Annotated in this window: 21 protein-coding genes; 10 read left to right on the top strand and 11 right to left on the bottom strand. The window is 73.0% G+C overall.

Annotated features, from left to right (window positions below; translation table 11 throughout):
* Window positions 1-120 precede the first annotated feature (120 nt).
* Window positions 121-645 carry a DUF1349 domain-containing protein gene (locus TBIS_RS13235; RefSeq protein WP_013132904.1) on the top strand — a complete coding sequence of 175 codons (525 nt, stop codon included), beginning with the start codon at window positions 121-123 and terminating at the stop codon, window positions 643-645.
* A gap of 381 nt (window positions 646-1,026) precedes the next feature.
* On the opposite strand, the gene TBIS_RS13230 is transcribed toward TBIS_RS13235, so the two are convergent.
* The 3 genes from TBIS_RS13230 to TBIS_RS13220 all read right to left on the bottom strand — a co-directional run bounded on the left by TBIS_RS13230 (window position 1,027) and on the right by TBIS_RS13220 (window position 6,814).
* Window positions 1,027-4,398, bottom strand: coding sequence for an ATP-binding protein (locus tag TBIS_RS13230; RefSeq protein ID WP_013132903.1), 3,372 nt, complete (start codon window positions 4,396-4,398; stop codon window positions 1,027-1,029).
* A 388-nt stretch (window positions 4,399-4,786) separates the two neighbouring features.
* Window positions 4,787-5,857, bottom strand: a complete 1,071-nt coding sequence (locus TBIS_RS13225; RefSeq protein ID WP_013132902.1) for a lysylphosphatidylglycerol synthase transmembrane domain-containing protein — start codon at window positions 5,855-5,857, stop codon at window positions 4,787-4,789.
* A gap of 138 nt (window positions 5,858-5,995) precedes the next feature.
* Window positions 5,996-6,814, bottom strand: coding sequence for a PIG-L deacetylase family protein (locus tag TBIS_RS13220; protein WP_013132901.1), 819 nt, complete (start codon window positions 6,812-6,814; stop codon window positions 5,996-5,998).
* Between the two features lie 149 nt (window positions 6,815-6,963).
* Between TBIS_RS13220 and TBIS_RS13215 the strand changes: the two genes are divergently transcribed.
* A complete protein-coding gene (locus TBIS_RS13215) occupies window positions 6,964-8,067 on the top strand; it encodes a glycosyltransferase family 4 protein (protein ID WP_013132900.1) in 1,104 nt (367 codons plus the stop codon).
* A 291-nt stretch (window positions 8,068-8,358) separates the two neighbouring features.
* On the opposite strand, the gene cysS is transcribed toward TBIS_RS13215, so the two are convergent.
* Both cysS and TBIS_RS13205 read right to left on the bottom strand, forming a co-directional pair.
* The gene (gene cysS, locus TBIS_RS13210; protein ID WP_013132898.1) at window positions 8,359-9,714 is read right to left on the bottom strand and encodes a cysteine--tRNA ligase; all 1,356 of its coding nucleotides are present in this window, start codon (window positions 9,712-9,714) and stop codon (window positions 8,359-8,361) included.
* Window positions 9,715-9,977: 263 nt separating this feature from the next.
* On the bottom strand, window positions 9,978-10,262 hold the full coding sequence (locus TBIS_RS13205; protein WP_013132897.1) for a hypothetical protein: 285 nt from the start codon (window positions 10,260-10,262) through the stop codon (window positions 9,978-9,980).
* 252 nt (window positions 10,263-10,514) lie between these two features.
* On the opposite strand from TBIS_RS13205, the gene TBIS_RS13200 reads away from it, so the two are divergent.
* Window positions 10,515-11,963: a helix-turn-helix domain-containing protein gene (locus tag TBIS_RS13200; RefSeq protein ID WP_013132896.1), complete on the top strand. Its 1,449-nt coding sequence runs from the start codon at window positions 10,515-10,517 to the stop codon at window positions 11,961-11,963.
* Window positions 11,960-12,871 (top strand): phosphotransferase enzyme family protein, encoded by a 912-nt coding sequence (locus TBIS_RS13195; RefSeq protein ID WP_013132895.1) that lies wholly within the window; start codon window positions 11,960-11,962, stop codon window positions 12,869-12,871. The genes TBIS_RS13200 and TBIS_RS13195 overlap by 4 nt, the downstream gene beginning before the upstream one ends.
* 302 nt (window positions 12,872-13,173) lie before the next feature.
* Here TBIS_RS13195 and TBIS_RS13185 read toward each other — a convergent pair whose 3' ends face one another.
* Both TBIS_RS13185 and TBIS_RS19915 read right to left on the bottom strand, forming a co-directional pair.
* Window positions 13,174-14,151 carry a malate dehydrogenase gene (locus tag TBIS_RS13185; RefSeq protein WP_013132893.1) on the bottom strand — a complete coding sequence of 326 codons (978 nt, stop codon included), beginning with the start codon at window positions 14,149-14,151 and terminating at the stop codon, window positions 13,174-13,176.
* Window positions 14,152-14,237: 86 nt separating this feature from the next.
* Window positions 14,238-16,520, bottom strand: a complete 2,283-nt coding sequence (locus TBIS_RS19915) for a fatty acid desaturase (RefSeq protein ID WP_013132892.1) — start codon at window positions 16,518-16,520, stop codon at window positions 14,238-14,240.
* Between the two features lie 446 nt (window positions 16,521-16,966).
* Here TBIS_RS19915 and TBIS_RS13175 point away from each other — a divergent pair, with 446 nt between their 5' ends.
* Both TBIS_RS13175 and TBIS_RS13170 read left to right on the top strand, forming a co-directional pair.
* A complete protein-coding gene (locus tag TBIS_RS13175) occupies window positions 16,967-17,218 on the top strand; it encodes a hypothetical protein (RefSeq protein ID WP_013132891.1) in 252 nt (83 codons plus the stop codon).
* A 247-nt stretch (window positions 17,219-17,465) separates the two neighbouring features.
* Window positions 17,466-19,301 carry a glycoside hydrolase family 6 protein gene (locus tag TBIS_RS13170; RefSeq protein ID WP_013132890.1) on the top strand — a complete coding sequence of 612 codons (1,836 nt, stop codon included), beginning with the start codon at window positions 17,466-17,468 and terminating at the stop codon, window positions 19,299-19,301.
* 170 nt (window positions 19,302-19,471) lie between these two features.
* On the opposite strand, the gene TBIS_RS13165 is transcribed toward TBIS_RS13170, so the two are convergent.
* The 4 genes from TBIS_RS13165 to dapD form a co-directional block, all read right to left on the bottom strand.
* The gene (locus tag TBIS_RS13165) at window positions 19,472-20,473 is read right to left on the bottom strand and encodes a cation diffusion facilitator family transporter (RefSeq protein WP_013132889.1); all 1,002 of its coding nucleotides are present in this window, start codon (window positions 20,471-20,473) and stop codon (window positions 19,472-19,474) included.
* Window positions 20,466-20,795 (bottom strand): ArsR/SmtB family transcription factor, encoded by a 330-nt coding sequence (locus TBIS_RS13160; RefSeq protein ID WP_013132888.1) that lies wholly within the window; start codon window positions 20,793-20,795, stop codon window positions 20,466-20,468. Before TBIS_RS13160 ends, TBIS_RS13165 begins: the two co-directional genes overlap by 8 nt.
* Window positions 20,796-20,931: 136 nt before the next feature.
* A complete protein-coding gene (locus TBIS_RS13155) occupies window positions 20,932-21,114 on the bottom strand; it encodes a hypothetical protein (RefSeq protein ID WP_013132887.1) in 183 nt (60 codons plus the stop codon).
* A 104-nt stretch (window positions 21,115-21,218) separates the two neighbouring features.
* Window positions 21,219-22,187 carry a 2,3,4,5-tetrahydropyridine-2,6-dicarboxylate N-succinyltransferase gene (gene dapD / locus TBIS_RS13150; protein WP_050760533.1) on the bottom strand — a complete coding sequence of 323 codons (969 nt, stop codon included), beginning with the start codon at window positions 22,185-22,187 and terminating at the stop codon, window positions 21,219-21,221.
* A gap of 470 nt (window positions 22,188-22,657) precedes the next feature.
* On the opposite strand from dapD, the gene TBIS_RS13145 reads away from it, so the two are divergent.
* The 4 genes from TBIS_RS13145 to egtD are packed head-to-tail and all read left to right on the top strand — an operon-like array spanning window position 22,658 to window position 26,720.
* Window positions 22,658-23,716 (top strand): glutamate-cysteine ligase family protein, encoded by a 1,059-nt coding sequence (locus TBIS_RS13145; protein ID WP_241019715.1) that lies wholly within the window; start codon window positions 22,658-22,660, stop codon window positions 23,714-23,716.
* On the top strand, window positions 23,713-25,032 hold the full coding sequence (gene egtB, locus TBIS_RS13140) for an ergothioneine biosynthesis protein EgtB (RefSeq protein WP_013132884.1): 1,320 nt from the start codon (window positions 23,713-23,715) through the stop codon (window positions 25,030-25,032). Before TBIS_RS13145 ends, egtB begins: the two co-directional genes overlap by 4 nt.
* Window positions 25,033-25,764: an ergothioneine biosynthesis protein EgtC gene (egtC, locus tag TBIS_RS13135; protein ID WP_013132883.1), complete on the top strand. Its 732-nt coding sequence runs from the start codon at window positions 25,033-25,035 to the stop codon at window positions 25,762-25,764. It begins immediately after the preceding gene.
* Window positions 25,761-26,720: an L-histidine N(alpha)-methyltransferase gene (gene egtD, locus TBIS_RS13130; protein WP_013132882.1), complete on the top strand. Its 960-nt coding sequence runs from the start codon at window positions 25,761-25,763 to the stop codon at window positions 26,718-26,720. Before egtC ends, egtD begins: the two co-directional genes overlap by 4 nt.
* The last annotated feature ends 8 nt before the right edge of the window (window positions 26,721-26,728 follow it).

Raw genomic sequence — 26,728 nt, 5'->3', positions numbered from 1 at the left:
CTGCCCGGGTTCGGTGATCGTGAATAAACTCCCGGGAATGCAGTCCCCGATCTCGATCCCCGGGCTCCCGGTCGCCCTCTCCTGGCAGGTCCTCCCGTCAGCGGCAGGATCGACGGTGGCGTGCTGACGGTCGCGGCCGGCGAGCGTACCGACATGTTCATCGATCCGGCCGGAGGCGAGCCGGTGCTCACCGCGCCAAGGCTGCTCGGTCCGGCCCCGGCCGGCGACTTCCAGCTCGCCGCCCGGGTGCGCGCGACGCTGGCCCACACGTACGACGCCGGGGTGCTGCTGGTCTGGTCCGGCGAGCGGACGTGGGCCAAGCTCTGCTTCGAGCTCTCCCCACAGGGTGCGCCGACCGTGGTGACCGTGGTGACCCGCGGGGAGTCGGACGACGCGAACGCGTTCACCGTGGACGGCGACGCCGTGTGGCTGCGGGTGTCCCGGCTGGGGCAGGCGTGGGCGTTCCACGCCAGCCACGACGGAGCCTTCTGGCACCTGGTCCGCTACTTCCGCCTCGGCGACCCGTCGGCGCCGGCACTGGTGGGGTTCGAGGCGCAGTCACCGACCGGGCCCGGGTGCGAGGTCACCTTCGATCAGGTGACGTTCGTCCCGGCCGCCCCCGCCGGGCTGCGCGACGGCAGCTGACCCCGCTGCGCGCCAGACCGCGCCGGCCGGCGCGACGACGGCGAACCCGGCGAATGGGCCCGGCGTCGTGCGCTCGGCCGGCCGCGGACCGTGACGCCATCGGCAGGTGGCCGGGCGTGGCCTGGCCCGCCGCCGGGTCAGCGGACCCGGATGGCGGTCAATGGTGGCGCGGGCACCTGCGCGGCTCGGCAAGCCCGCGTTAAGCACGCCGCAAGCGGCGCGCCCTATCCCAAGAGTGGTTCGCGAAGGTCGCAGGAGCGGTTCGTGAAGGGGAGCGATCGGCCGATCGGTTCGCGGCCCAGGGCCTTGGCGAACCCGGTGCGCGGTCCGGCGGGACGGTCTCCCCGGCGGCCGGACCGCCGGACCGCCGCCGTACCCGGGTCAGCGGCCCGCCAGGGCGCGCCGCGCCTCCTCCGCCCACCGGGGCACCCCCACCCGCCCGGCGACCGCGAGCGCCTTGCGGTAGTGCTCCCGCGCCGGCAGGCCGAGCCAGGCCGCGAGATCGCCGAGCGTCTGCGCCACCGGCCAGAGCGCCACCACCCCCGTGCCCGCGCCGGCGATCCGGTCGTCGAATGGCCGGAGCCTCTCGTACGCCTCCCGGACGCGCTCGGCGTCGCCGAGCAGCACGCCGGCGAGCCCGCGCCAGATGAGGGCGAGCTCGTAGAGGAAGTCGGTGCGGACCGGATCCTTGGACCGGGCCACCGCCTGGGCGTCCTTCATGTGCCCGGCGGAGGCGAGCGCCAGCGCGTACGGGTCCGGGGTCCACTTGGCGCCGCGCCGGTGCGCCTCGCTCAGCGGCTCGACGAACTCGGCGGCCCGGCCGGCCACGAGGTGCAGGCAGAACGTGGCGATCAGCGGCAGGTCCTGGCGGCCCTCGAGCATGCCGGCCTTGGCGGTCAGCCGCGCCGCGTTCCGGTAGGCCCGCTCCGCCGCGGCGTAGTCCCCGGCGATCATCAGCCGCTGGCCCGCGTACCACGCGCCGACGGCCGCGGGGGCGGGCAGGTCGTACTGCCGCCCGAGCAGGTCGGCCTGGGCCAGGTGCTCGTCGGCCGTGGCGAAGTCACCCCGGGCGGCCGCGCACTCCAGCAGCACCAGGTGGGCGAGCACCTCGACCGCCACCTGCCCGGACTCCGCGCCGACCCGCAGCAGCTCCCGGCCGATCGTCTCCCGCTCGTCCACCTGGGGCAGCGTGTACGACTGGCGCAGCCGGCCGCTGAGCGCCATCGCGAGCAGCGCCGGATCGCCGCTCGCCCGGGCGAGCTCCTCGGCCTCCAGCGACGCCTGGTAGCCGCGCTCGGTGGCCGACCCCTCCAGCTCGAGCGCGAGCGTGGCGAGCAGGCTGGCCCGCAGCGACCGCTCGTCCGCCGGCAGCTCGACCAGGGCCCGCTCGGTGATGTCGACGATCTCCCACGCGGTCCGGGTGAAGTCCCGGGCGAACCCCTTGTACGGCACGGCGAGCGCGGCCGTGATCCGGGCGGTCAGCGCCAGGTCGCCGAGCGGCAGCGCCGCCTCCATGGCCTCCCGCCGCTCGGCGCGCGCCGCGGCCATGTCGCCGCTCAGCGCGAGCGCCTTGATCAGCCTGAGCTGCAGCTCGAGCCGCTCCCGCACCGGCCCCTTGCCGCCGTGGGCGCGGTCGAACGCGGTGATCGCCTGCCGCCAGAGCCGGACCGCCTCCCGGTGCGCGAACCGGCGCTCCGCCTGCTCGGCCGCGAGGGCCGAGTACCGCATCGCCTTCTCGGCCGTCTCCGAGGTGCCCGCCGCGTCGTAGTGGTGCGCGAGGGCGGCCACGTCGTTCGGGGACCGCCGCTCGATCACGGCGGCGACCGCGGCGTGCAGCCGGGACCGGCGCAGCAGGGAGGCGTCGGAGTAGATCGTCTCCCGGACCAGGTCGTGGTCGAACCGCAGCAGCCCGGGCCCGGGCTCGGTGACCAGGCCGGCGAGCAGCGCGGCCTCGACCGCCTCGACCACCGCCTCCTCGTCGCCGTTGACGTCGAGCAGCAGGTCCACGTCCACGTCCCGGCCGATCACCGCGGCCTGCAGCAGCACCTGCTGGGCCCGCTCCGGCAGCCGGGCGATCCGCCGCCGCAGCACGTCCCGCACCCCGGACGGCACCTTGGTGATGTCGGCCTCGGCCTCGAAGAGGCGGACCGTCTCCTTCACGAAGAACGGGTTGCCGCCGGTGCGCTCCGCGATGGCGCCCACGATCTCGTCGTCCACCTCGCTCGCGCTCGTCGCGCGGACCAGCTCGGCGACCGCCTCCGCGTCGAGCCCGTCGAGCCCGACCCGGATCGGGTCCAGCCGGGCGAGCGCCGCGAGCACGTCCTGCTGCGGGCCGGTGAGCTCACCGTCCCGGTAGGTGGTCACGAGCAGCACCCGGCTCGCCGCGAGCAGGCTCGGCAGGGCGCGCAATAGCGCCAGCGTCTGGTCGTCGGCCCAGTGGAGGTCCTCCACCACGATCAGCAGCGGCGCCTCCCGGGCCACGGCCGACAGGTACCCGCCGACCGCCCGGGTCAGCCGGAACCCGCCCGCCGCCTCGTCGTCCCCGGCCTCCGGCGCGGTGTCGTCGAGCAGCGGGCCGAGCACGGTCGCGTACTCGCCCGCGCCGCGCTGCGCGACGAGCGCCCGCAGCGCCTCGGCCCACGCCCAGCCGGGCGGGTTGGCGGTGCCGTCCGGGCAGGCCCCGGTCGCGGTCACCCACCCCATCCCGCCGAGCCGCTCGGTGAGCCGCCGCACCAGCGTGGTCTTGCCGACCCCCGGCTCGCCGTGGACCAGGGCGACGGTGAACCGGCCGGCGAGCACCCGGGGGACGGCGGCGGTGAGCGCGGCCAGCTCGGCGTCCCGGCCGACGAACACCTCCGGCTCCAGGGGCGGCACGTCCGCCGGCCGGGCCTCGCTCGGCGGCCAGGTGGGGCTGAGCTCCACGACCTGCCGGGGCGGGGCGAGGTCGAGCTCCGGCGACTGCGCGAGGATGTCCGACTCCAGCTTGCGCAGCGCGGGCCCGGGGTCGATGCCCAGCTCCTCGGCGAGGATCGCGCGCGCCCGGCGGAGCGCGGCGAGCGCATCCCCCTGCCGCCCGCACCGGTACAGGGCGAGCGCGAGCAGCCGCCAGCCCTCCTCGCGGAGCGGCTGCTCGGCGGTGAGCGCCTCCAGGTCCGGCACGGTCTCGGCGTGCAGGCCCAGCCGCAGCCCGGCGTCCGCGTACCGCTCCCGGGCGATCAGGTGCAGCTCGTTGAGCCGGGCCACCTCCGCCTCGGCCCACGGCTCCTCGGCGAAGTCCGCGTACGGCGTGCCCCGCCATGAGGCGAGCGCGGATTCGAGCGCGGCCCGCGCCGCCTGCGGGCGCTCGGCGAGCCGCTCCCCGGCGGTGCGGACGGCGTCCTCGAAGCGCAGCGCGTCCACCTGATCCGGTGCGGCGCGCAGGGCGTACCCGGAGGCGACCGTCACGAGCAGCCGGTTGGGGCCGCCGCGCGGCCGGTCCGGCTCGAGCACCCGGCGCAGCCGGGAGACGTACACCTGCAGGCTGGAGAGCGCGTTCCGCGCCGCGTCGTCGTCCCACAGATCGAAGAGCAGGGTGCGGACGGGGACGACCTTGCCCCGGGCCACGAGCAGGCGGGCGAGCACGGCACGCTGGCGCAGCCCGCCGAGATCGAGTTCGATGGTGCCGGCCTGGGCACCCACCGGCCCGAGAACCCGGAAGCGCACCTCGCCGATCGCTCGCTCACTCCGGCCGCCGGTCGCCGCTCGCAGCTCCATGTCAGCCGCAACGGTATGCGCGTCCGTATGGCGGCACAAGCAGTTCTCCCAGAAGGGCCCTATTACCTGCGGGACAGCCCGCTCTGGTCGGCGGCCGGCCGGATTACGGGCCCCAGGTCGGGCGCCGAGGGTGCGGCCGGAGCGGTGGAGGCGACCCGCGCCTTGGCCGGCCGGGAGCCCCGCCGGGACGCACCGGAACCGGTCCCAGCGCCGCCGGGCGGGGCGCCGGGCCGGCCCGGGCGCGGAGCCGTTATCGGGCATGGGGCGGCCCGGGCGCGGAGCCAGATCGAGCATGGCCGGTCGAGGCACCGGGGCGGGCGGGCCATCCGGGCGTGGAGCCGGGCGGGGCATGGGGCGGTCCGGAGCGCGGATCCCGGCGTGCCCCGGGTCAGGGCAGCCGGGCGTGCTCGGAGAGCGCGGGGGAGGCGTTCCCCGGCCGGCGGCCGCGCAGCAGCGCCCACCCGCCGAGCGCCAGCCCGCCCCACGGGATCTCGATGGTGTACGTCCAGAAGCCGAACAGGATGGCGGCGGCCGTGGCCCCGCTCGCCGGCTGGCCGAACGCGCCGACCAGCAGGGCGGCCACGCCGCTCTCCATGATCCCCGCACCGCTCGGGGTGACGAGCGCGGTGGTGAGCACCCGGCTGAGCGCGAAGACCGCGATGGTCTCGGCCAGGCCGGGGTAGGTGCCGGTGGCGGCCAGGCAGCACCACATGATCAGGCACTGCAGCCCCAGGAAGCCGATCATGCCCGCGCTCAGCTCCGCCCAGTTCTTGTGGATGATCTCGGCGGTGTCCCGGCGGAGCCGGGCGAGCCTCGCCGACGCCGCGCCGTCGGCCGGGCGGATCCGCCGCGGCAGGAGCCGGAGCAGGGCGTCGAGCCAGCGGCCGAGCAGGCCGGCGGCCCGGGTCGAGTAGAGCGCGGCCGCCACGGCCGCGACGAGCACGAGGAGGGAGATCGCGCCGGTCCACCCGGCCGTCACCACGGCCGGATCGGTCGTCTTGCCGGCGACCAGCAGGCACACGATCCCCACCGCGGGGAGGATGAACCGGAACAGCGAATTCCAGATCCCCGAGACCAGGGTGTAGACGGCGAAGGCGCCGGCGCCGAACCCCCAGCTCCGCGCCATGCCGAACGTCACCGCCACCCCCGCGGCGCCGCCGAACGGCAGCAGGTTGCTGATCGCGCTCCCCGCCGCGTTCATCATCAGCGCCTGGGTGTGGGTGAGCCCGGGGAGCGACCCGGTCATCACGAACGTGTACGCCCAGAGGCTGGCGAGCCAGAGCACCGCCATCAGTGCGATCATCGGCGGATCGAGCCGGCGGAACTCGGCGATGATCTCGTGCCAGTGCACCGTGGCACCGGTGAACACGTGCAGGATCTGCGGCAGGTAGACCACGAGGGCGACGGCGAGCGAGAAGGACATCGCGGAGAGCGCGACCCTGGCCCACCTGCTCTTCACCACGATGTCCCCCCGTCGTCGCCGGTGCCGTCCTACCCAGTCTGCCCGGCCCCGCAGGTCACGGGATCCGCACCGCGAAGGATCCCCGCTCCACTCGGCGGAGGACCCCCGCTCCCCAACGCGGAGGATCCCGCAAGGCTACGCGGAGGATCCCACCCCCTTCGGATCGTCGAAGGGGTGTTTCAGCCGGGTCCCCGGCGGCAGGTCACGGCGTACGTACCACTCGGTGCCGAAGACGAACCGGAAGAGCGGGCCGGGGATCCGGAGGAACGCGCCAAGGGTGCGCGCGCCGTCCCCACCGGTCGTCTGCGTGGCGTGCGCGGCCATCGCCGCCCGCTTCGCCTTGGCGTACCTGCGCACGTTGACCCGGTGCGTGATCGCCTCCGCCGGGGTGTAGGCGCTCTCGAAGCTCCGGATGTCGAGGGACGGGTAGAACCGGGAGGCCACCCGCAGGCCGGCCAGGAGCAGATCGCGGTTGACCGTCGCCTCCAGGACGATCGGCGTGCCGGCGATCTCGGCCGCCCGGGTGCCCACCCGGTACACCTGCACGTGGTCCGGGTGGCCGTACCCGCCGGCGGGGTCATAGATCGTCAGCAGCTCGGCCGACTCCTCCTTCAGGACCGTGGCGAGCCGCTGGGCCGCCTCCTCGACGTCGGCGTCCATGAACGCGTTCTCCGGCCGGTCCTCGGCGACGCCGCCGTCCAGCCCCAGGCCGGAGTCCGCGTAGCCGAGCAGCACCACCCGGGCGCACCCCAGCACGGCGGCGGACTTGTGCAGCTCCCGCATCCGGACCTGGCCCAGCTCCTCGCCCTGCGGGAGATCGGCGAGCCCGCGCTCCCCGGCGGTCGCGACCACGAGCACGACCCGGTGCCCCTGGGCGGCGAGCATCGCCATGGTCCCGGCCGTGAGCAGCGCCTCGTCATCCGGATGGGCGTGGAAGAACACCGCAGTGCTCATATCGCTCCGCGGAAGGTCGTCATCGTCCTCCACCAACGCATCGTTGTGGTCCGGCGCACATGATCCCATGACGGTTCGGGCGGGCGGCGCCGGCCTTCGAATACCGCGCGGGGTTTGATGGACGTCCCGCGCTCTGCCAGTCTGGCCCGGTGCGGATCCTTCACGTGAGCGACTGCTATCTGCCCAGGCTGGGCGGTATCGAAGTGCAGGTCGCCGACCTCGTCCGGGTCCAGCGCGAGGCGGGCCACGAGGTCGAGGTGGTCACCGCGACCCCGGGCGAGGCCGCGCCGGGCGTGCACCGGATCGTAGCCGGGCTGCCGTTCGAGCTGCCCGTGCACCCCCGGGGAACCTCCCGCCTGCTGCGGCTCATGGCCGACCGGGCGCCGGACGTGGTGCACGTGCACACCGGGGCGGTGTCGCCGTTCGCCTGGATGGGGGTGCGGGCGGCGATGCTGGCCCGGCTGCCGGCCGTGGTCACCGTGCACAGCATGTGGGATCCGGTGACCCGGGGCGTTTACCGGGCGCTGCAGGCGGCCTTCGGCTGGCGGCGGTGGGGGCTCGTGGTGACCGCGGTGAGCGAGGCGGCCGCGCGCCCGATCCGCGCGGTCTGCGGCCCGGGCGTCCCGGTGCGCGTGGTGTCGAACGGGCTCGACGTGCAGGCGTGGCGGCCCGCCCGCCCGGCGGAGCCCACGGAGGATGAGGCCGGCCGGCCGGTGCACATCGTCGCCGTGGGCCGGCTGGCCCCGCGCAAGCAGCCGATGCGGCTGCTCAAGCTGCTGGAGTCGGCGCGCGGCAAGGTCCCCCCGGAGATCGCGATGCGCGCGACGATCGTGGGCGACGGCCCGGCGCGGGGGCGGATGGAGCGGTACCTGAGGTCCGGCCGGCTCGACTGGATCTCGCTCCCGGGCAGGTTCGACCGGGAGCGGATCAAGGAGCTGCTCGCCTCCGCGGACGTGTTCGTGGCCCCCGCCCCGCGCGAGTCGTTCGGCCTGGCCGCGCTGGAGGCCCGGGCGGCCGGGGTCCCGGTGGTGGCCCGCGCCCAGAGCGGGGTCGCCGACTTCGTCCGTCCGGGGAAGGAGGGCCTGCTCGGCCGCACCTTCGACGAGCTGGCGTCGGCGATCGCCCTGCTCGTCCGGGACGCGAACCTGCGGCGCTCCATCGCCGAGCACAACCGGGAGGTGGAGCCGGTCGCGTGCTCCTGGCCGGCCGTGCTCGAGGGGTTCGACCGCTGCTACGAGCTCGCCCGCCGCTGACCCTCCCGCGGCGCCGTACGGCCGGGCACCGGATCACGCAGGGGCGATCCGGCCGGACGGGCACCGGATCAGTACGGCAGGATGCGGCCGGACGGGGTGCGCAGGTCGAGGGGCTCGGGCTGCCGCTGCGGTCGCGGCCGCCGCACGATCCGGATCCTTCTCACGTGGACCTCCTTCGTTCCGCCGTGACCACAACATTCCCAAGAAACGGCCTGCTTCACCCTCTCCATATAAACCGTCGCTGTCGGAAAGGTCACGGAACGCGAACGAGGCCCTCCGGTGCCGCCCCGGTCAGGTGACGAGCGCCGGCTGCCGGAGCGCCGGCCCGCCCGCCAGGGCCAGCTCGATCCGGCGCTCCAGGGCCCGGGCGGTCTCGTGGTCCCCGCGATCCGCGCTCTCCGCCGCGAGCTCGCGGACCAGCCGCAGCACGGCCGCCGCGATCTCCTCCAGCGGCTCTCCGCCCGCCCAGTGCTCGCTCAGCGGGTCGAGGCCGAGCACGTCGAGCATCGCCCGTACCGACCCGCAGATCCGGGCCGCGGCCACGTGATCGCGGGTGACCAGGGCGGCGTTCCCCTCCGCCACCGCCGCGTGGACGAGGGAGAGCGCGCGCGGCACGTTCAGGTCGTCGTCCATGGCCTCCGCGAACCGGTGGGGGAGCACCGGGCTGCGGTCCGCGCCCACCCGGAGCACGAACCGCTCGATCCGCCGGTAGGCGGCCGCCGCCTCCTCCAGGGCGGCCAGGGAGAACTCCAGACGGGAGCGGTAGTGGGCCGCGGCGAGGTAGTAGCGGAGCTCCACCGGGCGGACCCGGCCGAGCAGGGCCGGGACGGCGAACGGATCCCCGAGGCGCTTGCGGATCTTCTCCCCGCCGTAGGTCACCTGGCCGTTGTGCACCCAGAAGCGCGCGAACTCGTCGCCCAGGGCCCGGGACTGGGCCAGCTCGTTCTCGTGGTGCGGGAAGATCAGGTTCGATCCGCCGCCGTGGATGTCGAACGCCGGGCCCAGATACCGGCGGGCCATGGCCGAGCACTCCAGGTGCCAGCCGGGCCGGCCCTTGCCCCAGGGCGAGTCCCAGACCGGTTCGCCCAGGTCGACGCGCTTCCACAGGGTGAAGTCGCGGGGGTCGCGCTTCCCCCGCGCGGGCCGCTCGGTGACCCGCAGGCGCTCCATCCGCTGGCCGGAGAGCGCGCCGTACCGCGGATAGGACGCGACCGAGAAGTAGACGTCGCCGTCGTGCTCGTAGGCGTGACCGCGGGCGAGGAGCTCCTCGATCATCTCGATCATCTCGGGGATGTGCCCGGTGGCGCGGGGCTCCACGCTGGGCGGCAGGCAGCCGAGGTCCGCGAAGGCGCGGTCGAACATCCGGTAGACGGAATCGGTTATCCGCCACCACGGCGTGCCCTCGGAAATCGACCTGCCGATTATCTTGTCCTCGACGTCGGTGACGTTACGGCACAGCAGGACGTCATATCCGCGGAATTTGAGCCAGCGCTGCAGAATATCGAAGTCGATCTGCGACCTCATCTGCCCGGCGTGCGGCGGGGTCACGACCGTCGGGCCGCAGAGATAAATCGACACCCGGCCGGGAATGCGCGGTGAGAATTCTCGTACGGCTCGGTGGAATGTGTCATAAAGGCGTAGACCCACCCCCCTCAGCGTAGGAGGATGATCGGCCGGCTGTCGACCGGCGCGCGCCGGGAAGCGCATCGTGCCGGACGGTGTTCCGGAAGCCGCGTTCGCGCGCGGTACCGGGGACGTCCGGCGGCGGGCGGCCCGTCCCGGGTGGTGCGGGGGACGGCCGGGACAGGCCGCCCGGGGCCGGGGTGTGGGTGGGCTCCGCCGTGCTCATCCGGTCTCATCCGGCCTGGTCCGGCGGGGCCGGGTGCTGCCGGGAGCGGATCCCGCGCCGCTCACCGGCGCGTCACGTACAGGACGCTCGCGATGCGCTCGGCGGCGGTGACGACGTCGGAGGCGTGGCCGATGCGGCCGCCCCAGGAAAGCCAATACCACCACTCACCGTCGTTCATATCGGACGCGAGCACGTCCTCGGCCATCGACGGCTCCATCGGGTTGATGACGCGCAGAGTCGGAGAACCATCCTCAGGTGCCGACAGGCGCACCTGGAAGGCATGAGCCTCGAGCTGAGCCGCGAGCCGTTCCAGATGCTCAATCGCCGGATCGCGATCCGCTGTCATCGTGGGCCTCCGAGAGGACTCCCAGGGGGACGATGAGACTCACCAGGCAAGGGTGGACCTCGGGGAATCCCCGGGGCAACGGACCGCCCGGCCGCGATCCGTTGGTAAACCCAGAGTTTCGTAGATATTCCGCGGAACTGCCGCGAATGCCGCTGGGCACGGACGCATAACGGTTCCATGATGGGGGCGTGAGGTGATCGACCCGCGGGAACCATTCCCGCAGCCGGAACTCCACGGTGGAGGTCAAGGGAGATGGCCCGTGGAGAGCACCCCCCGTCATGTGCTCGACGATGGCGTCAGGAGGCGGAGACCCGGGGGTGGACCCTGTGGCAGACCGCCCAGGCGATCCACGGATGCTGCGGGGTGAGCCTGCTCAAGGCGCATCGGCTCGCGCGCGGCTGGTCGGCGCGGCAGGCGATCGAGGAGCTGGAGAGCATGTGCCAGCGGCAGGGCCTCGGCCTGCCGCGGGCGAACATCGATCTGCTCAACGCGTGGGAGAACAACCGGGCGCGCCCCCGGCCGCAGACCATCGACCTGCTCGCCCGGCTCTACAAGGCGAACGCGATCCGGCTCGGCCTCGCCGCCGACTACTGCGAGGACGACGACGCGGGCCTGCGGATCGTCCCGCCCGGCCCGGGGCAGGAGCAGGGATCCTGGAGCTCGGAGGATCTGGAGCGGCGCGCGCTCTTCCACCAGACGCTGCTCGACGGAGTGCCCGACGGCCGGTTCTTCGCGGCCGTCGAGAGCACCCGGCAGGAGCTCGATCGCACGCTCGCCACCGGCACGGTGAGCGAGGACCGGCTCGACCGGCTCGATGAGCAGGTGCTGCGGTACCGGCGGGAGTACATGAGCACGCCGCCGATGCCGATGCTCTGCCGGGTGATGCTCGAGCTCTCCGAGATCAACCGGCTCAACGCCGATCGGCAGCCGTTCTCGGCCCAGCGCCGGCTGCTGACCGCGACCACCATGCTCGCGCTGCTCGCCGCCGACGCGCTGATGAAGCTGGGCGACACCCACCAGGCGCACGCCTGGTACGGCACGGCGCGCGCGGCCGCCGACGACGTGGGCGACCTGCGGCTGCGCGCGCTGGTCCGGGCCCAGCAGACCATGCTCCTCTACTACTACGGCGACCCCGGCGAGACGGTCAGGCTCGCCCGCGAGGCCAGGTCCCTGGCCGGCCCGGCGCCGAGCTCACCGGCGGCCCTCGCCGCGGCGGCCGAGGCGCGCGCCCTGGCGCGCCTGGGGGAGACCGAGGCGGCCAAGGCCGCGCTGGCCGACGCGGAGCGGATCTTCGCCCGGATGCGCGGCGCCAACCAGGACGACCTGGCCTTCGTCTTCACGGAGAAGCGGATGAAGTTCTACCGGACCGGCACGCTGATCGAGCTGGGGGAGACCGACGCGATCAACGGGATCGACGGGCAGTCCTCCCCGGGCTTCCAGACGATCGACCCCGCCCTGATCATGCTCGATCAGGCCGCACACGTCGCCCGCCAGGGGAACCGGGAGGAGGCGTGCCGGATGGCCGCCGACGCGCTGCGGCTGGTGCCGGCCGAGCACCGCACCTCGATCGTGGTGAGCCGGGCCAAGGGCCTGCTCGACGGCACGGACCCGGATCACCCCGCGGTGCAGGAGCTCCGGCGGATGCTCGCCGAGTCCGCGTCTCCGTTCGTGATGGCAGCCGCCCCGGGGGCCGGCCGGTGACGACGCCGACGCAGCCCACCCTCGCGGATGAGGCGTTCACCATCCTGCGGGACGTCTGCAAGCACGTCGGGCTCGACGCGGACGGGGCGGAGCTGCTCCGGCTGCGCAGCAACGCCGTGTTCAAGCTCCGCGGCGACATGGTGGTCCGGATCTCCACCTCGCCGGACGCGCTCACCCGGCTGCCGGTGGTGCTCGCCGTGGCCCGCTGGCTCGCCGATCGGGGCTTCCCCACGGTCCGCCCGGCGGACGAGATCACGGACCAGCCGATCGAGTGGGACGGGCACGCGGTCACCTTCTGGCGGTACGTGCCCGCGTCCGGCCGGCCGACCACCCGGCAGCTCGGCCGGGTGCTGCGCCTGCTCCACCGCGAGCCGGTGCCCCCGATCGCGCTGCGGCGGCTCACCGACCCGCTCGCCGAGGTACGGCAGGCGGTCGAGCACCGTCCGGAGGTGCTCACCCCCGACCAGCGCGCGTGGCTCAAGGACCGCATCGAGGAGCTCACCTGCCGCTGGCGCGACCTGGAGACCACCGGCGCCCCGGTCCTGCTCCACGGCGACGCGTGGATCGACAACCTGCTGCGCTGCCAGGACGGCCACGTGGTGCTGTGCGATTGGGACGGGGTGGCGATCGGGCCGCGGGAGTGGGACCTCGTGCACACCTACCACGGGCACCGGCGGTTCGGGCTCTCCGCCGCCGAGGTCGACGAGTTCGCCAGCGCGTACGGCACGGACCTGCGGCTGTGGCCGGGGTTCAGCACCCTGATGGAGGTCCGGGACATGTACGCGGTGGGCGTGCACATCCGCAACGCGGCCCGGGACCCGTTCTCCCGGCAGGAGCTGCCCCGCAGGCTCGACTCGCTCACCCGCGGGGACGGGTACGCGCGCTGGTACCTGTCCGCGCCGGCGTGACCGCGCCTCCGCACCGCGGAATCGGGGTGCCCGCGGCTGCGCCGGGGTTGTCGGATCTCGGCCGCTCTGGTCCGGGTCGCCCTTGATGGACGTGATCGTCGAAGACCTCTCGGGGCGCACCACGGTGGCGCCGATGAGCGGGTGTGCCCGGCCGGGCGTTTCCGGACGCCTCGCGCTGCGGAGGGTCTCGCGCTTCCGGGAGGGCGTCCTGCTTGCGGAGCGCCCCTGCCCGGAGGGCCGCGCGGCGCCCGCCGTACGGCCGGCGTACGTCACGGGCGCCGGGCGGCCGCAGGAGGGACGGCTCAGATGAGGCCGAGCGCCTTGACCGCGTCGCGCTCCTCGATCAGCTCCCGGACCGAGGCGTCGATGCGCTCCCGGGAGAACTCGTTGATCTCCAGGCCCTGGACGATCTCCCAGCGGCCGTTCCGCGACACCGCGGGGAACGAGCAGACGAGGCCCTCGGGCACGCCGTAGGAGCCGTCGGAGGGGAGCGCCACCGAGACCCAGTCGCCCTCGGGGGTGCCGTTCACCCAGTCGTAGACGTGGTTGAGCGCGGCGTTCGCCGCGGAGGCGGCCGAGGACGCGCCGCGCGCCTCGATGATCGCGGCGCCGCGCTTGGCCACGGTCGGGATGAAGGTGTCGCGCAGCCACTCCTCCTCGACCAGCTCGGCGGCGATCTTGCCCCCCACCTCGGTGTGGAAGAGGTCCGGGTACTGGGTGGTGGAGTGGTTGCCCCAGATCGTCATCTTCTTGATGTCCGTCACCGGGACGTTCAGCTTCTGCGCGAGCTGGGAGATCGCGCGGTTGTGGTCGAGCCGCGTCATCGCGGTGAAGCGGTCGGCCGGGACGTCGGGGGCGTGGGCCTTGGCGATGAGGGCGTTCGTGTTGGCCGGGTTGCCCACGACCAGCACGCGGATGTCGTCGGCCGCGTGGTCGTTGATCGCCTTGCCCTGCGGCCCGAAGATGCCGCCGTTCGCCTCGAGCAGGTCCTTGCGCTCCATCCCGGCGGTGCGGGGGCGGGCGCCCACGAGGAGGGCGACGTTCGCCCCATCGAACGCCTTGACGGGGTCGTCGGTGATGTCCACCCCGCGGAGCAGCGGGAACGCGCAGTCGTCGAGCTCCATCGCGGTTCCCTCGGCCGCCTTCAGCGCGGGGGTGATCTCCAGCAGGCTGAGCCTCACCGGTACGTCGGGGCCGAGGAGCTGGCCCGAGGCGATGCGGAAGAGCAGCGCGTACCCGATCTGTCCGGCCGCGCCGGTGACGGTCACTTTGACGGTCATGACGATCCCCAATCGCGATATTTCAGACTTCCCGGATGCTATCCATCCGGGTCCTGCCACCCGCGTGAGGGCACCCGTGACCAACCTTAGGCGACCGCCTGGTACCGGCCGTGGACGGCCCCTCCCTCCGCGGCGGGCGCGGTCTCCGGGGCCGCCGGCTCGGTGGCCCGCTCCGGCCGGCCCGCCGGGCTGGGGAACGCCAGCCGCAGGATGTTCTTCCACACCGAGCCCGCCTGCCGGAGGAGGGAGCCGGTGTGGTACGGCACGCCGAACCGCGCACAGAGCGCGCGGACCCGGGGCGCGATCTGGGCGTAGCGGTTGCTCGGCATGTCGGGGAAGAGATGGTGCTCGATCTGGTGGCTGAGATTGCCGGTCATGATGTGGAAGAGCCGGCCGCCCTTGATGTTGCACGAGCCGAGGATCTGGCGGAGGTACCACTCACCCCGGGTCTCGTTCTCGATCTGCTCCTCGGTGAAGAAGACGGCGCCGTCCGGGAAATGGCCGCAGAAGATGATCGTGTGGGCCCAGACGTTGCGGATCATGTTCGCGGTGAGGTTGCCGAGCAGCACCGGCAGGAAGGCCGGGCCGGCGAGCAGCGGGAAGGCCACGTAGTCCTTCACGATCTGCCGTCGCGCCTTGCGCGCGACGCCCCGGAGCCGGCGCAGGGCCTCCTTCAGGTCCATCCTCCCGGAGGGCACGCGCTCGAGCTCGGCGTCGTAGATGGCGACGCCGTACTCGAAGAACAGCGCGAGCAGCGCGGTGTAGAGCGGCTGCGCCAGGAAGATCGGATGCCAGGGCTGCTCCGGGGTGATCCGGATCGCGGAGAACCCGATGTCCCGGTCCTTGCCGAACACGTTCGTCCAGGTGTGGTGGACGAGGTTGTGGAAGTGCTTCCACTGGTCGGCGGGGACCACGATGTCCCACTCCCAGGTCGTGGAGTGGATCTTCGGATCGCCCATCCAGTCCCACTGGCCGTGCAGGACGTTGTGGCCGATCTCCATGTTGTCGAGGATCTTCGCCGTGGCGAGGGCGGCGGTCCCGGCGAGCCACGCGGGCGGCAGCCAGGAGGCGAACAGCAGCGCCCGGCCGGCGACCTCCAGCCCGCGCCGCGTGGCGACGAGGCCCCGGATGTACCGGGCGTCCTCCTCGCCGAGGCTCGTCATCACCTCCGTGCGGATCCGGTCCAGCTCCCGGCCGAACTCTTCCAGCTCCTCGGGGGTCAGTTCCGGTACGGCAGGCATGGGTGCGCTCCCTTTCAGATCTCGATTTTCGACGGGGCCCGCGGCGGCCGACACACAGGTCTGGATGAGGTCGCCCTCCTCGCCGTGGACCACGCCGGTGCGCAGGTCGAGCACCCGGCCGGAGCGGAGCCGCACCACACAGCCGTGACAGATGCCCATGCGGCACCCGCTCGGCATCAGCACCCCGGCCGCCTCGCCCACGGCGAGCAGTGGTGTCCGGCCGTCGGCCGTCGCCTCGCGGCCGCTCGCGGTGAAGCGGACCGTCCCGCCCGCGCCGGTGACCGGTGCGACCGCGAGGCGGAACCGCTCCATGTGCAGCCGATCCGCGGGCCCGGGCCAGTACGCCGCGAGCTCGTCGAGCATCGCCGGCGGCCCGCAGGCCCAGACGTCGCGTTCCGTCCAGTCCGGGCAGATGCCGGCCAGGTCCCTGGGGGAGAGCCGGCCCTCGACCCGGGTGTGCCGCTCGACGAGCCGGAGCCCGGGGGATCGGCCGGCGAGCCTTCTCAGCCGCTCACCGAAGATCACGTTCTCCCGGGTGGGCGCCGAATGCACGAGGACCACATCGGGCCCGGTGGGGCCGCCGTCCACGGTGCTCCGGGCGAACAGGCTGCTCAGCATCGCCATCACCGGGGTGATGCCGCTGCCCGCGGTGAGGAAGAGCAGGCGCGGCGGGAGCGGATCCGGGAGGACGAACTCGCCCTCCGGCCGGCTGAGCCTGACGATCGTCCCCGGGGCGGCGCGCCGGACGAGGTGGTTCGAGACCAGACCGCCGGCGATCGCCTTGACCGTGATCGTGATACGGCCGTCGGCCCGCTCCGGAGGTGACGAGATCGAGAAGGTACGCCAGTGGTACTTGCCCCGGATCTCGACCCCGATCCGCACCCACTGTCCCGGGCGGTGGGGCCGCCACCCCCGGCTCGGCCGGATCACGAGGGTCGCCGCGTCCGCGGTCTCCGGGATCACCGCCTCGATCCGGCCGCGCGGCTCCTCCAGCGACCACAGCGGGTCGAAGAGCTCCAGGTAGTCCTCGGGCAGGAACGGGGTGGTGAGCACCCGGGCGGCGGACTCCAGGGCCCGCAGCACGGCCTGTCCCCGCGCCGGGGCCCATGCGAACGATTGCCGGGTCACGGAGCCTTCTCCCACAGCGATCGGCGTAGAAACGGGCGGTCAGCATGATGCGGGCCGTCGCACACGGCGGGACCGTGCGGAACGGCCGGTAGTCGTCCTACCCAGGAGAAATGGGAGGGAAGGTCGCGATAGGTGCAGCGGGTCGCCCAGGACCGGTAATGAGCCGTCGATCGAATCCTGAGCCCGGCGACGCCGTGGATCACCTGGGGAGCCCACGCGGCGCTTCCGCCTGGGGAGCCTTCGCGACGTTTCCGCCTGGCGGAGCCTCCGCGGCGCTTCCGCCCGCGTGTGAGCGGGAAGGGTCCCGGATGCCGCGCCGTCCGGGCGCGGGACCGGGCCGGGTGAGGACCGTCCATGGCCCGCCGCCTGGCGACTCGCCCCGCCCGGCGAGCACGCGAACGGCCGGATGGCGCGCGGCTCGAGCCGAGGCCGGCTGAGGAGGAGGCATGTCCCAGAACGAACCCGCCGCGCTGCTCTACCTGCTGAGCGTCGGCAAGGAGAAGGAGCTGATCTTGCGCCTCCATGGGACTCCGCCCTCCACCGAGCAGCTGCTCACCTGGATGGAGCGGGGGAGCGTGGTCACCCTGGAGGTCTCGCACCCGGGCGAGCCGGACACCTTCCGCTACGTCATCAACTTCTCGCACGTGGTCGGGGCCCGCCTGTCCCCCTACACCACGGCGAGGCTCAGCACGTTCTGACGCCGGGGGCGCCCGCTCCATCGACCGGCGGGCGGTGACCGCATCGCCGGTCGGCAGGCTGAAAATTTCACGTCGGTGCGCAGGGGTTTTTCGGGCGCACCGCCACGGATGCGCAGTTCGGAGGGGTTCGCGCCGGGACGCGGGCCGCCGATTCCCGGCGCGTCTGTACGCGCGGTACGGCGATGCCTATTGTCCCCTGTGGGAGCGCTCCCAATCTCCCGTGCGAACCCCCAGGAGGACGCAGCACATGCGACTCAGCCTTTCCGGAGCCAAACGCTCCCTGGCAAGCCGCATCGCGATCGCGGCCGCCGGGCTGGCGCTTGGCTCCACGATGGCCGTCGCCACGGCCACCACGGCGAACGCTGCGATCGCGTGCAAGGTCACGTACGAGCAGAACCAGTGGCCGGGCGGCATGTCGGTCAACCTCACCATCCAGAATCTGGGTGACGCGCTGAACGGGTGGACCCTCACGTTCACCTTCCCCGACAGCGGTCAGCGGGTCGACTACGGCTGGTCGGCGAACTGGTCGCAGCAGGGCCAGTCGGTGACCGCCACCTCGCTCGACTGGAACCGGTCGGTGCCGAGCGGCGGGTCGGTGAACATCGGCTTCAACGGTTCCTGGAGCGGGAGCAACCCGACGCCGACCGACTTCAAGATCAACGGTGTCGCCTGCAACGGCACGCCGTCCAGTCCGCCGGTGACGCCTCCGGTCACCCCGCCGGTGTCGCCGTCGCCGTCGGTCTCGCCGTCGCCTTCGGTGTCGCCGTCGCCTTCGGTGTCGCCTTCGCCGTCGCCGTCGGTGTCCCCGCCGGTCTCCCCGCCGCCTGGCGGCCGCGTTGACAACCCCTACGAGGGTGCCGACGGGTACGTGAACCCCGAGTGGCGGGCGAACGCCCTGTCCGAGCCGGGTGGCTCGCGGGTCGCCAACACCTCGACCGCGGTCTGGCTGGACCGGATCGCGGCGATCGAGGGCGCGGGCAAGATGGGGCTCCGCGAGCACCTGAACGAGGCCGTCGAGCAGGACGAGGCGAACGGCTCCAAGCCGCTGACGATCCAGGTCGTCATCTACAACCTGCCGAACCGCGACTGCTCCGCGCTCGCCTCCAACGGTGAGCTGCTGATCTCGGAGAACGGTCTCAACCGGTACAAGTCCGAGTACATCGATCCGATCGCGGAGATCATGTCCGATCCGAAGTACCGCAACCTTCGGATCGTCGCGATCCTCGAGCCCGACTCGCTGCCGAACCTGATCACCAACGTCAACAGCCACGAGAAGTGCCGGGAGGCGCAGCAGTCGGGGGCGTACGTTCAGGGTGTTCAGTACGCGATCAACAAGCTGCGTGCGATCCCGAACGTCTACATCTACGTTGACGCCGCCCACCACGGCTGGCTTGGTTGGGACACCAACTTCGGCCCGGCCGTCGACCTCTTCTACTCCACGATCGCCGGCACCCAGTACGGCGTGGACGGCGTGGACGGCTTCATCGTGAACACGGCGAACTACTCCGCCACGGTGGAGCCCTACTTCAACATCAACACGACCGTCAACGGCGTGACGGTGCGGCAGTCCAAGTGGGTGGACTGGAACCAGTACGTCGACGAGCAGTCCTTCGCGCAGGCGCTGCGGAACGCCCTGATCGCCAAGGGCTTCCGGAACACGATCGGCATGCTGATCGACACCTCCCGTAACGGGTGGGGTGGCCCCGACCGGCCGACCGGGCCCAGCAGCGCCACCGACGTGAACAAGTTCGTCGACGAGTCGCGGATCGACCGCCGGATCCACGCCGGCAACTGGTGCAACCAGGCCGGTGCCGGCCTCGGCGAGCGGCCGCGCGCCAACCCCGCTCCGGGAATCGACGCCTACGTCTGGGTCAAGCCGCCGGGTGAGTCGGACGGCGCCAGCGAGGAGATCCCGAACGACGAGGGCAAGAGCTTCGACCGGATGTGCGACCCGACCTACGAGGGCAACTCGCTGAACGGTTACAACAAGACCGGTGCCCTCCCGAACGCGCCGATCTCCGGTCACTGGTTCTCCGCTCAGTTCCAGGAGCTGATGCGGAACGCCTACCCGCCGCTCGACTGACGGTCTCAGCACGGCGCAACGGCTGACCCCAGCAGCGGGCCCCGCCACCGTGACCCGGTGGCGGGGCCCGCCCCGTTTAGGCTACGTCCCTTGACCTTTCCGTCCGATCTCCTCCGGTCCGCCCGCGCGCCTCGGCGCGGTGGATCATCGCTCGTTCTGGTCGGCGCGGCTCATCCCACCCCCTCCAGGTGGCAGGACCCGTCCGCGTCGCCGTCCCGATCGTCCCTGCCGCGGATCCTGAGAATCCGCTCGGGTGCGTGGTCCATCTGCAGCGTGGTGTGGGTGATGCCGTACTCCGCGCGCAGCATCGCCTCTGTGGCCTGCCGTACGGCGTGGCAGTCGGCGCCCGGGGCCACGAGGATGTGCGCGGAGAGCGCGGGGTACCCCGAGGTGACCTCCCAGATGTGCAGGTCGTGGATCTCCACGACGTGCTCGATCGCCGCCATGCGGCGCCCGACGGCCGCGGGCGCGATGCCCGCCGGCGCGGCCTCGAGGATCACGCGGCCCGCGTCCCTGACCAGCCGCCAGCCCGCCTTGAGCATGAGGGCGGCGACCACGATGGCGGCGATCGCGTCGGCGCGGGTCCAGCCGGTGAGCCAGACGACGAAGCCGGCCACGGCCGTGGCGATGAACGCGTACAGGTCGCTCAGGATGTGCTGGAAGGCGCCCTCCACGTTGAGGCTGCGCCGGTTCGCCCGGCCGACCAGCCAGGTGGCCGCCAGGTTCACCGCGATCCCCGCCACTCCGGTGGCGAGCACGAGCTCCCCGGTCACCTCCGGCGGGTTCACCAGCCGCCGGACCGCCTCGACGGCGAAGAAGGCGGCGAGCAGCAGCAGGGTGATCCCGTTGATCTGGGCGCTGATGATCTCGACCCGCTTGAACCCGTAGGTGAATCCGCCCTTCGGCGGGCGGGCGGCGATCCGCATGGCGACGAGCGCGAGAGCGATCGCCGCCGCGTCGGTGAGCATGTGCCCGGCGTCGGACAGCAGGGCGAGCGATCCGGCGATGAGGCCGATCACGACCTCGGCGGCCATGAACCCCAGGATCAGCAGGAGCGCGAGGGTGAGCAGGCGCTTGTCGGCGTCGGCTCCGACGCCGTGCCAGTGCCCACCCGCGTGGCCGTGTCCGTGCCCGTGCGGGTGCGCTCCGGCGGCGCCGTTCGCCTTACCCACGCTCGCTCTCCTCACCGTGGGTGACGTGCGCGAGGGCGAGGTCGAACAGCATGCGCACGTGGGAGTCGGCGAGCCGGTAGTAGGCCATCCGGCCGGCGCGGCGCACCTTCACCACCCGGTTGAGCCGCAGCAGCCGCAGCGCGTGGGAGACGGCCGACTCGCTCTGGCCGCAGACCGCGGCGAGGTCCCGCACGCACATCTCGCCCCCTTCGAGCAGGGCCGCCATCAGCCGGAGCCGTCCGGGGTCGGAGAGGAGCCCGAAGACCTCGGCGAGGCCCTCGATCGCGCTCTCCGGGGGGAGGGCGGCCTTGACGGTGCTCACTCTGCTATCGTCCGCCACATCTTCATATGAACACATGCTCATATAAGCAAGCGTAACGGTGCGGCTGCTGGGCGACAAGGCCACCCGGTGTCACCACAGGGCGGCGACCGCCGGCCGCCACGCTCCCCCCGAGGGCTCAGCGGGTGCGGTCGGGGCCGCGGCCCAGTTCACTGGTGAACCTGATCGCCGCCCAAACGATCAGCGTGATGGACCCGATGATCAGCAGCCACTTCACGATCGTGAAGACGAAGCCGATCAGCGAGCCGAGCAGGAAGAAGGCCGCGATCGCCAGCGCGGCGTAGAGAAGGATGCGTCCCATGCCCCTCACCGTAGGGGCCGTCCGCCCTCGGATCCCAGGGCGGACGGCGAAGTTCAGGGATGGTTCAGGGGCTTCTCTGGGAAAATGTCCTGGTTTCCGGTTGCCTAATCGTTGGCGTGAAGCGCGGCGTTAAGGGTGATCTTTTCGCCGTTGCGGGGCACCGCCTCGACCGCGCCCGTGGTCGAGTTGCGGCGGAACAGCAGGCCGGACCGGCCGGACAGCTCCCGGGCCTTCACGATCGTCCCGTCCGGCAGGGTCACCTTCGTGCCGGCCGTGACGTAGAGCCCGGCCTCCACCACGCAGTCGTCTCCCAGTGAGATGCCGATCCCGGAGTTGGCGCCGAGGAGGCACCGCTCACCGACGGAGATGACCTCCTTGCCGCCACCGGACAGGGTCCCCATGATCGACGCGCCGCCGCCGACGTCCGAGCCGTCGCCGACCACGACCCCGGCGGAGATCCGGCCCTCCACCATGGAGGCGCCGAGCGTGCCGGCGTTGAAGTTGACGAACCCCTCGTGCATCACGGTGGTGCCGCTGGCCAGGTGGGCGCCGAGCCGTACCCGGTCGGCGTCGGCGATCCGCACCCCCGTGGGCACCACGTAGTCGACCATCCGCGGGAACTTGTCCACGCCGTACACGGTGACCGGCCCGCGGGCGCGGAGGCGGAGCCGGATCTTCTCGAACCCCTCGACCGGGCACGGCCCGTAGTTGGTCCACACGACGTTCGACAGCAGCCCGAAGATCCCGTCGAGGTTCACGCCGTGCGGCCGGACCAGCCGGGCCGAGAGCAGGTGCAGCCGGAGGTAGACGTCGTGCGCGTCCGCCGGGGGATCGGACAGCCGGGCGATGCCCGTGCGCACCGCCACGACCTCGACCCCGCGGTCGGGGTCCGGGCCCACCAGGGCCGCGTATTCCTCGTCGAGCTCCGCGGGGTCGAGCCGCTCGGTGCCCTTGAGCGGAGGCTCGCCGAGCGCGGGGGAGGGGTACCACGTATCGAGCACAGTGCCGTCGGCGGTGATCGTCGCCAGACCGATGCCGTACGCGCCGGAGGCCATGGAGTCCTTCGCTGTCATGTGTCCCACGCTACCGGCAGCGGGGGATCACCTCTGCGGCGTCGTATCGGCCTGTGGACGACCCGCGGAACCGGGGCCACCTGGCCCGACGCCCTCCTGGTCGCCTGCCCCGCCCGCCGGTGCCGACCGGGCGCCGGACCGCCTCCGCCGGGCCATACCGGCATGACGACGTCGTGCCCATGATCGACTGCGGGTGGATGCCGGCGATCCGCCGCACCGCATGGCCTGAGGCCGGCGGCGTGCGGGTCTCTGGGGCCTGTGACGCTCTACTCCTTGAAGTATGCGAGTTATATCCCGCTATGGGACATATGTCGGCTTGATGGCCGTATGTGATTAAACGTCTATTTTGCGGGCAGACTGCCAGTCCGGTTGGGGCGGCCGTCCACGTCGACTCCGATGGGGGAGGCATGACCGACGTACTGGCCTACGCTCGCAGATGCTTCCACGGAGCCACCACGGATCGGATCGGCGTGGAACTCGAGTTCCCGGTCTTCGACCGGGCCGCCCCCAACCGTACGGTACCGATCGAACGGATCCGCGCGGCGCTGCCGCGCCTGCCCGGCGGCAGCCGGGTCACCTTCGAACCCGGCGGCCAGCTCGAGCTCTCCAGCCCGCCCGGCCCGTTCCCGGGCGTCATCGCCGACCTCACCGCGGACGTCCACGTGGCACGGCGCGCGCTCCGCGAAGCCGGGCTGGTGCTCGGCGCCACCGCGCTCGACCTGGTACGGCCACCGGTGCGCCAGCTCCACGAGCCGCGCTACGACGCGATGGCCGCCTTCCTCGGCGAGCCGTACGGCCCGCTCATGATGTGCTCCACCGCCTCCATCCAGGTCAACCTCGACATCGGAGACGAGCCCGCGGTCCGATGGGAGCGGGCGCACCTGCTCGGCCCGGCCCTGGTCGCCGCCTTCGCCAACTCACCCGCCGCCGGGTGGGCATCCGCCCGCCAGGCGATCTGGTCCCACCTCGACCCCACCCGGACCGCGCCGGTCCCCGCGAGCGGCGACCCGGTCGCCGACTGGGCCCGCTACCTGAGCCACGCCAGGCTCATGATGGTCCGCACGCGGGACGGCGGCCTGGTCCCCGTGCTCGACGGCTCGCGGTTCCGCGACTTCGCCGCCGTGGCCGGGCGCCCGCCGTCCGGCCGTGACCTCGCCTACCACGCCACCACGCTCTTCCCACCGGTACGGCCGCGCGGCTGGCTGGAGATCCGCTACCTCGACGCGCAACCCCCGGCGGCCTGGCCGGTCTGCGCGGCGGTGGTCTACGCGCTCATCACCGACGACCGGGCGGCGGCCCGCGCGCTGGAGCACGCCGCACCGGTGAGCCACCGCTGGCTCGACGCGGCCCGGTCCGGGCTCGCCGACCCCGAACTGCACCGGGCCGCCGCGGCCTGCTTCCACGCCGCCATCGACGCGCTGCCCCGGCTCGGGGCCGGCCGGCGGCTCATCGACCGGGTCACCGCCTTCGCCGCCGCGCGCCTCGACCGCGCGCCCGCGGCGGCGCCGACCGAGGAGGTCCTGGCATGACCGAGCACGGCACCATCCCGACCGCGCCCACCGGCCCGGCCGAGCCCGGCGCGCTCAAGGAGGCGATCGCGGCCGAGCTCGCCGCCGCGCGCGAGCGCTCCCTCGCCTACACCGACGCCGACGACGACCTGCTCGTCCGCCAGCACTCCCCGCTGATGTCCCCGCTGGTCTGGGACCTGGCGCACGTCGGCAACTACGAGGAGCTCTGGGTGCTGCGCGCGGCCGCCGGGATCACCCCGCTGCGGCCCGAGATCGACGACATGTACAACGCGTTCAAGCACCCGCGCCGCGAGCGCCCGTCCCTGCCGCTGCTCGGGCCGGACGAGGCGCGGCGGTACCTCGCCACGGTGCGCTCCCGGGTCCTCGACGTGCTCGACCGGTTCGACCCGCGGGACCGCCGGCCGCTCTGCGCCGACGGGTTCGTCTTCGGGCTCGTCATCCAGCACGAGCACCAGCACGACGAGACCATGCTCGCCACACTCCAGCTCTCCGGGCGGCCCGGGATCGTCCGGGACGACCCCACCCCGCCCTCCCGCGGCCGGACCAAGCCGGACGAGGTCTACATCCCCGCCGGGGTCTTCACCATGGGCACCTCGGCCGCCCCCTGGGCGTACGACAACGAACGGCCCGCCCACCAGATCTACCTGCCCGGCTACTGGATCGACCGGTACCCGGTGACCAATGGCGAGTACGCGGCGTTCATCGCCGACGGCGGGTACCGCGACCCGCGCTTGTGGCACCCGGAGGGGTGGGAGTGGGTGCAGCGCACCGGCACGTCCGCCCCGCTGTTCTGGACCTGGGACGGGAGCTCCTGGTGGCGGACCAGGTTCGGCCGGCTCGAGCCCGTGCCCGAGGACGAGCCGGTCCAGCACGTCTGCTGGTACGAGGCCGACGCCTACGCGCGCTGGGCGGGCAAGCGCCTCCCCACCGAGGCCGAATGGGAGAAGGCGTGCGGCGGCCGCACCTACCCGTGGGGCGACCGCCCGCCCACCGGCGCGGAGGCCAACCTCGGTCACCGGGCGGCCCGGCCCGCCCCGGTGGGGGCGTTCCCCGAGGGCGCGAGCCCGTACGGGGTGGAGCAGCTCATCGGCGACGTCTGGGAGTGGACCGACTCCTGGTTCCGGCCGTACCCGGGGTTCGTCAGCTTCCCGTACCGGGAGTACAGCGAGGTCTTCTTCGGCCAGACGTACCGGGTGCTCCGCGGCGGCTCCTGGGCCACCCACCCGACGGTCGCCCGCACCACCTTCCGCAACTGGGACTTCCCGATCAGACGGCAGATCTTCGCCGGTTTCCGCTGCGCCCGATCGGAGGACTGAATGTGCCGCCACGCCGCCTGGCTCGGCTCGCCCAAACCGCTCACCTGGCTGCTCAGCGAACCGGAGCACGGCCTGTACCGGCAGGCGTACGCGCCGCGGATGCAGCGCCACGGCACGGTGAACGCGGACGGCTTCGGCGTCGGCTGGTACGACGGGACGCTCGGCGAGCCGGTGCGCTACCGCCGGCCGATCCCCATCTGGGCCGACCCCGGCCTGGCCGGCATCGCCCGGACCGGGCGCTCCACCTGCCTCATCGGCGCGGTCCGGTCCGCCACGCGCGGCATGCCGGTGGAGGAGGCGGCCACCGCGCCGTTCACCGGCGGCCGCTGGCTGCTCAGCCACAACGGCCAGGTCCGGCGGGACGCGGTCTGGCCGCTCGCCACCGCACCGGAGAGCCCGTGCGACTCGGCCGTGCTCGCGTCGGCCGTGTTCGCCCGGCTGCGCGCCGGCGCGCCGCCCGAGGACGCGCTCGCCTCGATCGTCACCGAGGCTGCCGCCGCCGACCCCGAGGCCCGGCTCAACGTGCTCCTCTGCGGGGGCACCGAGATCGCCGCGGTGGCGTGGGGCGACACCCTCTTCACCCGCGTCGACGAGGCCGGCGACGGGGTGTTCGTGGCGAGCGAACCGCTCGACGACCGGCCGGGCTGGCAGCCGGTCCCGGACCGCTCGCTCGTGTTCGCGACCCCCGACGGCGTGCGCATCACACCGATCGACTCCGGGAGCGACCTATGATCGACCTTCTCGACGGCGGTTACCTCCGCCACGCGCTGGAGCAGGACGTCCGCACCGGGCTCACCGCGGTCCCCAAGTGGCTGCCGCCCAAGTGGTTCTACGACGAGGTGGGCAGCGAGCTGTTCGTGCGGATCACCCGGCTCGCCGAGTACTACCCGAGCCGCCGTGAGCTGGAGATCCTGCGCCGGCACGCGGCCGGCATCGCCCGGCTCGCCCTGGCGGAGACGCTCGTCGAGCTGGGGTCGGGGAGCGCGGAGAAGACCGTGCTGCTGCTCGACGCGCTCGCCACCGCGGGCACGCTGCGCGCCTATGTCCCGGTCGACGTGGACCGGTCGGTGCTGGAGGGCGCGGCCACCCGGCTCGCCCCGCGCTACCCGGGCGTCCGCATCGAACCGGTCCGCACCGACTTCGAACGCCGGCTCACCCTGCCGTCCGGGCCGGAGCGGCGCATGGTCGCCTTCCTCGGCGGCACGATCGGCAACTTCCCGCCGGCCGCGCGGGAGGTGTTCCTGAAGGACCTGCGCGCCCTGCTGCGGCCGGGGGACACCCTGCTCCTCGGCACCGACCTGGTGAAGGATCCCCGGCGGCTGCTCGCCGCCTACGACGACCCGCTGGGGGTGACGGCCGAGTTCAACCGCAACGTGCTCCGGGTGATCAACCGGGAGCTCGGCGCCGCCTTCGAGCCGGAGGCGTTCGAGCACATCGTCCGGTACGACGAGGACCACGAGTGGATCGAGATGCGGTTGCGGGCCACCCGGGCCATGGAGGTCGAGATCCGCGCGCTCGGCATGGTGGTGCGGTTCGAGCCGGGCGAGGAGATGCGGACCGAGATCAGCGCCAAGTTCCGCCCGGAGGGGGTGGCGGCCGAGCTGGCGCGGGCGGGCTTCTCCGTGCTCCGCTGGTACACCGACCCCGCGGGCGACTACGGCCTCACCCTGGCCGCGCCCCGCGACTGACCTCCGGC

The sequence above is a fragment of the Thermobispora bispora DSM 43833 genome (assembly GCF_000092645.1).
GTDB classification, from domain to species: domain Bacteria; phylum Actinomycetota; class Actinomycetes; order Streptosporangiales; family Streptosporangiaceae; genus Thermobispora; species Thermobispora bispora.
This window is presented reverse-complemented; position numbering and strand designations above follow the sequence as displayed.